Here is a 487-nt window from a genome sequence, read left to right as displayed (position 1 = left end):
CGCGGTTCCCCCCGCCGGTGGCCTCCGAGGACGGCGGTTCCTCCTCGCCCGGACGGGACCGGACCTCGTCCGTGCACTCGTAGCGGCGCGGCCGGGCGTCGTCGGGGCCGCCCAGGATCACCGAGCCGCCGCCCTCGGCCGCCGCCGAGTCGGAGAAGGTGCACACGATCTGCGCGAGCCCGGCGGGGGTGAGGTCCGCGGGCGCGGTGCTCAGCCGCAGCGTGTCCTCGGGGTCGCCGGGCCGCGGACCGCCCACGGTCGTCCCACGCCGTACCCGCGTGCTGTACCCGGTCTGCTGCTCGGCGGCCGACGGCTCCCGCGACAACTCGTCCAGCAGCCCCTGCGCCACCAGCGCGCGCCGCGAGTCCGCCGCCCCGTCGGGCACCCGCACCGTCCGGTCGACGGCCACCAGCGACGACCCGCACAGCAGGAACACCTGCACCGGCAGCCCCCGCTCCGCCTGCGTCGACGCCTCCGGCGCGGCCGG

At 78.6% G+C, this 487-nt stretch carries 1 protein-coding gene; it reads right to left on the bottom strand.

Going from position 1 to position 487, the window contains the following annotated elements:
* Nucleotides 1-487, bottom strand: a 487-nt coding sequence (locus B7767_RS33415; RefSeq protein WP_085575381.1) for a hypothetical protein, incomplete at both ends; no start/stop codon positions are given.

The sequence above is a fragment of the Streptomyces sp. 13-12-16 genome (genome assembly GCF_002114215.1).
GTDB lineage: Bacteria > Actinomycetota > Actinomycetes > Streptomycetales > Streptomycetaceae > Streptomyces.
Note: the sequence above shows the minus strand (reverse complement) of the source record. Positions and strands in the feature narration are given on the sequence as shown.